This is a genomic window from Clostridia bacterium, assembly GCA_024653205.1.
In the GTDB taxonomy this organism is placed as follows: Bacteria; Bacillota; DSM-521; order Neomoorellales; family SLTJ01; genus JANLFO01.
Window position 1 is genome coordinate 1 of record JANLFO010000041.1, and the last position, 6,101, is coordinate 6,101.

6 protein-coding genes and 1 pseudogene are annotated in these 6,101 nt (G+C 59.3%); all 7 read right to left on the bottom strand.

Going from position 1 to position 6,101, the window contains the following annotated elements; all coding sequences use genetic code 11:
- Positions 1–21 precede the first annotated feature (21 nt).
- A pseudogene (locus tag NUV99_11950) lies at positions 22–204 on the bottom strand (IS110 family transposase).
- Between the two features lie 251 nt (positions 205–455).
- Entirely contained in the window at positions 456–1,235 is a 780-nt protein-coding gene (locus tag NUV99_11955) for an SDR family oxidoreductase (protein MCR4420802.1), read from the bottom strand.
- A gap of 47 nt (positions 1,236–1,282) precedes the next feature.
- Positions 1,283–1,738, bottom strand: a complete 456-nt coding sequence (locus tag NUV99_11960; GenBank protein MCR4420803.1) for a nuclear transport factor 2 family protein — start codon at positions 1,736–1,738, stop codon at positions 1,283–1,285.
- 130 nt (positions 1,739–1,868) lie between these two features.
- Positions 1,869–3,197, bottom strand: a complete 1,329-nt coding sequence (locus NUV99_11965) for a TRAP transporter large permease (GenBank protein ID MCR4420804.1) — start codon at positions 3,195–3,197, stop codon at positions 1,869–1,871.
- Between the two features lie 4 nt (positions 3,198–3,201).
- Positions 3,202–3,759, bottom strand: coding sequence for a TRAP transporter small permease (locus tag NUV99_11970; protein MCR4420805.1), 558 nt, complete (start codon positions 3,757–3,759; stop codon positions 3,202–3,204).
- Positions 3,760–3,894: 135 nt separating this feature from the next.
- Positions 3,895–4,929: a TRAP transporter substrate-binding protein DctP gene (gene dctP / locus NUV99_11975; protein ID MCR4420806.1), complete on the bottom strand. Its 1,035-nt coding sequence runs from the start codon at positions 4,927–4,929 to the stop codon at positions 3,895–3,897.
- Positions 4,930–4,997: 68 nt separating this feature from the next.
- Complete coding sequence (locus NUV99_11980; GenBank protein ID MCR4420807.1) at positions 4,998–5,744, bottom strand: DUF169 domain-containing protein; 747 nt, start codon at positions 5,742–5,744, stop codon at positions 4,998–5,000.
- Positions 5,745–6,101: the final 357 nt, after the last annotated feature.

Sequence of the window (6,101 nt, forward strand, 5' to 3'; positions counted from 1 at the left end):
GAGTACAGGCGTTTACTGGAAGCCTGTACTCTCGATGGCCACGTGGGTTACGCCGCGTTCTTCCAGCCAGTCAGCCAGTTCCAGGAGGTGAACAGTCATGGTGCCAAAGCTCCTGAGTTCCTTGCCTTCCGGGGTGATAACGCAGGCAACCAGATTCCGCTTGTGAACGTCTATACCGCAGCACCGCTCGTAAACAACCTGCATGAGGTTCACCCCCTGTACATTTCCGGGCAGAAGGCGCAGCGGCTGTGCACCTTGAAATTCTACCCTACGTGCTCACCCCAGAAGGCGGCAACACTCAGTGGTGCTCCAAACCGCCGGATCCGTCTGCTAGTCGGGCTTATAGCACCAGCCAGTGTCGATCTCCTTGCGCCAGCTGCCCAAAGGAATACTTCGACGCCAGCGCCCTTTTTCATTGCCTGTGGTGCGGCATTCTGCAGCATGGGGGGGGTCTGCTAGGGCTCCACCTGGTAGCGCAGCGGCAGGCCGCCGCCCACGTGAATCTGGCCGGCGGTGACGAAGCTAGAAAGGTCCGAGGCCAGAAACAGGGCTACCGAGGCGATGTCTTCCGGCATCCCCACCCGCTTCATGGGTACCACCTGGCCCAGCTCCCGGAAGAAGTCGTCTTTGTCGACGCCGGGCGGGATATTGCAGTCCCAAAGCTCGGTCCTCACCGGACCGGGGAGAATGGCGTTAATGCAGATCCCGTAAGGCGCATACTCCAAGGCGATATCGTTGGTCAGGCCCAGCACCCCGGCCTTAGAGGCGGCGTAATGGGCCATGGGTAGCGCGGGCGCGACCGCGTTGCCGGAAGAGATGTTAATGATCTTGCCGTAGCCGCGCTCCTGCATGTGAGGCAGCACCGCCTGGCAGGTAAGAAAAACGCCCTTGAGGTTGACGGCGATGGTCTTGTCCCACTCCTCCTCGGGGATCTCCGCAAAACGCCGGGAGGGAGGGCCGAAGGCGGCATTGTTCACCAGAATATCGATCTGGCCGAACTCCCGCAGTACGGTTCCCACCATTTCCTTGACCTGCCGGCTATCGGAAACGTCGCACCTCATGGCTAGGGCCCGGTGGCCCCGTCCCGCCAGCTCCGCCGCCGCGGCCTGGGCCTCCTGGTCCTGGAGGTCCACCAGCGCCACCGCGCCGCCCTCTTCGGCAAACCGCCGGGCGATGGCCTTACCGATCCCCCGCGCCGCTCCGGTAACAATGGCTACTCGGTTCTCCAGCAGCATGGACTTACCGACCTCCCCCTTTTTGCCGGGTCTGCGCTCAACCGGCCCTACGCTTCCGGCGGCGGCCAGGGACCGATAAACTTCATCCGCCGGATCTTCCACTTGCCCCCGACCTTCACGTATTCGCACTCCTGGCGGCCTTGCAGCCAGCGCACCTCAGGCTCAGAGAAGAACAAGTACAGGATCCAGTAACCCTCGGCCCGGTCCCCCTCTACGGTGATAACCGGCTGAGCCACCAGGTGGCCGTCGCTACGCTTCACCCGCCGGGCCAACACTTGGTGAAAGAACTCTCCTATGGCCGCCTTGCCTACCAACCTATCTCCTAGAATATCGGCCTCTGCCTCTTCGACAAAACAATCCAGCATGTCTTCCCACTGTAAGTTACAGAGCCAGTAAACATAATTCTGGTGTAGCTTTTTGATCTCCTCCATATCCTCGAGTACCCGCACCCGGTTTTCCAATGCTTGCCACCACTCGTTTGTCCTCTCCGCTCTTTCTTCCATGCTGTTCACCCCCTCTTTATTCTTGTTTCAGAATCAAAATCGGGCCGCCTTGGGGCCTGCCGTGCTTGTACGCGCCACCGCCTCGGCCTCCCACCTTCCACCAAGCGCCACAGCAACCGGACGGGCAGGTTCAGCCGGCCACCGTCACGTTGACCAGCCACAGGCTAAGCTGGGGGAAGGCGGTCACAATCGCCAGGAAAACCAACAACACTATCAGAAAAGGCAATACGCCCCGCACCAGGTCTCCGACGGGTACGCCGAAAACATTGGCCGCAGTGAAGGTATCCATCCCCACCGGAGGGGTGATGACCCCGATCTGGGTATTTACTAGGAATACCACCCCAAACCATATGGGGTCGAACCCCAGGGCGGTAACCAGAGGGACGAAAATAGGGACGGTCAGAAAGGTGATGGTAGCAGCGTCAAGGAGGCAGCCCAGGATTAGGAGTATGACGTTGATGACGATGATCACCGTCCACCTGGAGATCCCCCAGGACTCGATTAGGGCCGGCAGGTACTTGGCAATGTTTGCACTGCCCATGATATAGGAAAAGAACGAGGCGCCGATCAAGATGAACATGATAATCCCGTTGATGACCGCCGTTTCCTCCAGCGCCCGCCGCAGGCCCGAAGCCCGTACTCCGTAGACTAGTAAGGCCAATAGGAGGGCTACCACCGAACCTATGCCCGAGGCCTCCGCCGGAGTGGCCAGGCCCATGTAAATGGAGCCCAGGATGGCCAGGATGAGGGCCACCAAGGGCCAGGTACGGCGAAGGGCGGCCAGCCTCTCACCCCAGGTGAACCGTTCTTCTTCCTTTGCTAGACGGGCGGCCTGCGGCGTAAAGGCCCATTCCGGCTTGAACCGGCAAATGGCCAAGGCGGTTAGCGAGAGCATGGCGGTCAGTATTATGCCCGGGATTATTCCGGCCGTAAATAGACGCCCCAAGGACACGTTGGCCAGCACCGAATAAATGATCATGGGCATGCTGGGAGGGATGAGGGGGCCCAAACAGCCGCCGGCCAATAGGGCGCCCAGGCCGAATTCCTTGCGGTAGCCGTATTTCTCCAATTCACGCACCGCGCTCTTGCCCACTACCAATATACAGGCCATACTGGTACCGATGGCGGCCGCCATGACCGCCTCTCCGATAATGCCCGCTGCCACCAGGCCACCTCGAAGCCGAGACAGCCATTTCCGGGCCATATCGTAGAGTTCTGTACCCATAGGCGTTTCCGCGATGATGCAGCCGATGAGCACGAACAGCGGAAGGGCCACAAAACCGAGATTGTAGAGCCCGTAGAAGGGCGTCCAGGCCGCCTTGGGCAGGCAGGTAACTCCGTAGGTTAGAAGCCCGACACTTACGGCGGAAAAGCCCAGGGAAAAGACCACCGGCACCCCCAAAAGGGTGAGAATCAGAAAAACCAGGCCGCATAAGGCCCCTGCCATCGGGATTTCCACCGGACTACCTCCCCGCGCCGGGAGCCCACGAGTCCGAAGGTCGGTCCTTTCTCGGTCTCAAGGACATAGATCCTGCGCCCCGGCAAAACTGAACGATCAGCACGCAGCACAAAAGACCAAAGCCGATAGGCACCAGCACCTTTCCGGGAAACAGCGGCGTTCTTATCACCGAGTGGCTGACCTCCCTCACCTGCAGCGAGTACAGGCTGTTTATCCAGCCGTAGTAGGTCACGATCAACGAGTAGAACAATCCGAGGGCCGGAGCAACCAGACCGAGCAAGAGCTTATGAATCAGCGGAGGATAGAGGCGCGTAAGATAGTCCGCCCTCACGTTCCGACCTAAGCTCTGCACCCCGGCAAAGGCCAACAGACTGCACCCCACCAAGAGCATCATGCTTATTTCTGACGAATACGGCTCCGGCCGGTGGACAAAATAGCGGAGCGCGGCCCCGATAAAGACCACCACGGCCAACACCACGATTATCAGCCCGCTCAGGAGGAGTAGTCTCTCGCTAACTCGCGTAATAAGGTCTGCCAGGGTGCGGGCCGTCTTACCCACCACCTTTCATCCCCCTCGTTCCTTTTGCCTCCCGGCCGTCCCGGTTCCCAGGGCTGGAGCGACCTTCGCCCGGTCAGGTGCCCGGCGAGGCCCAGAGACGCCCGGCGGAACCGGGACGGCCGCCGGAGGTCCCGAAGCCTAGTACGGGTAGGCGTACTTGGCATTCACCTCGTCGGCAATTTGCTTCACCTTCTGGCCGAAATCGCCCATATCGGCAATGGCCTTGTCTACGTAGGGCTTTACCGCCTGAACATACCGGTCTCTTTCCGCCTTATCCAGCAGAATAACCTCCATCCCTCTCTCTCGCATGGTATCCAGGTTCTCCTTGGCTTTGCGGATAAAGTACTCGTTCCTCTCCCGCGAGGTGGTTTGCCACTCTTCCAACAGTATCTTCTGAATGTCCGAAGGCATAGAGTTCCACACATCTAAGTTGATGGTAACCACGTTGGGAGCCAAGAACAGGTAGGAGCAGGAAACGTATTTGGCCACGTCGTTAAGATTATAGAGAACCACCTGCATGGTGCTGGCTACGGCGCCGTCCACCACCCCTTTCTGAAGCGAAGAATAGGCCTCGGTCCAGGGTAAGGCTACCGGCGAGCCGCCTAGGATACTAATGGTGTCCGAGATGGAGGGGGAGATAGACTGTATCACTTTGCCCCGCCAGTCCTCCAGTTTTCTTATCGGCTTCTTGGCCAGGACTACTTCGAGTGGAGGCACGATCCAGCCGGCCACCATCTTCTGATTAAATCTTTGCTCCATTATCTCGCTCCACAGAGGGATTAGCTTATCCAAGGCTTGCACCGCTGCCTCCATACTATTGAAGAGCAAAGGCAACTCTGAGGAGATAAACCGGGGCTCCACGGTGGTGAACACGCCCAGGGGCATATAGCACATCTCTACCGCTCCGGTTCTCACGGCATCTAGTATCTCGGGAACCTCACACAACTCGGAAACATGGTGAAGTTCAATCGTGTAGCTGCCTCCTGTTCTCTGACTGAACCTTTGCACCATCTTTTTTGCAGGTTCCAACGCCTCGCCGGTTTCACAGTCCCCGTACCGCAGTACCACCGGTTGTTGCGTCTTCTGGGGGGCCAGGGAGCCCGCCTGGGGAGCACAGCCTACGATCAGGCTGGCCACGGCCACCAAGACCAACAGCGCCAGGACTCTACGCATTGTCGTCTCCTCCTTGAAGCTAAAGTTTAACGAGGGGCTCGCCTTTGGCGACCCACACGGCACCGCGGTTACGCGTCAGTCAGTTCTTCTTCCCACTGCCGGAACAACCGTTTTACCCTTTCGCGGTTCTCGTCCCGGGTGGGGAAAACGTCTCCCGGATTCTCCCACTTCATCTTCTGAAGGTTTTCGATCACCCTGGGCATAACTTGCCAGGGAATGGAAACCAAAATCAAACCGTCCGGCAGCACCTTCAAGGACTGCATGCCCATGCTGAGGCCGGTAACGGTGAAGTTCACTCGGCCGCTCAACACCGGGTACACGTACAGCCAGGCGCAGGCGGCCACCGGCGTCACCTGGCTGGACCAGGCCTCTCCGGTGGAAAAGGTGGCCGCCCGCAGCAGCAGCTGAGCCTGGCGTACTTGGTCGGCGGTGAAAATGGTTACGTCCGGATCGAAGGGGGCCACGTCCAGGGCGGAAAAGGCCACATATCTTACCGAGCCCTTTATCATTTTGGGCAAATAATAGTATATGGCGCGGTTGGCCCTCGCCTCCTCGTAAAAGCCCTCCCTCTCGCCGATTAACCCACTGACGAACATCGGCCCGGCCTCTTCCATGCCCAGGAGAAACGGCTCCACGCACTCGAAATCCTCCCGGCCCACCCAAAAGGGCCGTCGGTTCTGAGCTTCCCTGAACATCTCGCAGAAGTTCAGGCTCCGGTCCAGCCTGGGAATCCCCTCCGGCTTGGTGATCAAGAACTTCACGCCTACGGGTTTCCTTTCAAAGCCCAGCCGCAACAGTACGGAATAGTCACGCACTTTGGCCACCTCCTGCCAGTAGCTTCCGGGTCACAACCACAGGCGTACGCCCTGCCGAATTAACTCCTTTTCACCACCTCCTCGATAACAGGCGCCTTAACCAACGTCCCTTAGGCGCCGGCTCGATCGCTAAAGGCTACTCCACGCAGCCGACTCTCAGCCGGTAGGCCGGCGTAAGCCGCGAGATGTCACCTTCCGACTGCCGCCTACGGCCACAGGTCCCGGGCCACGTCTTCCAGGCCCAGCTCGATCAATCTCTGCTTGGCGGGCCTGGCGGTTTCGAGATCCCACTGCATGGCCGCGTAGTACTCCCGGTCCATGGCCTCCTCGTCCAGGGTGATGCCCTTCAGGGGCCCG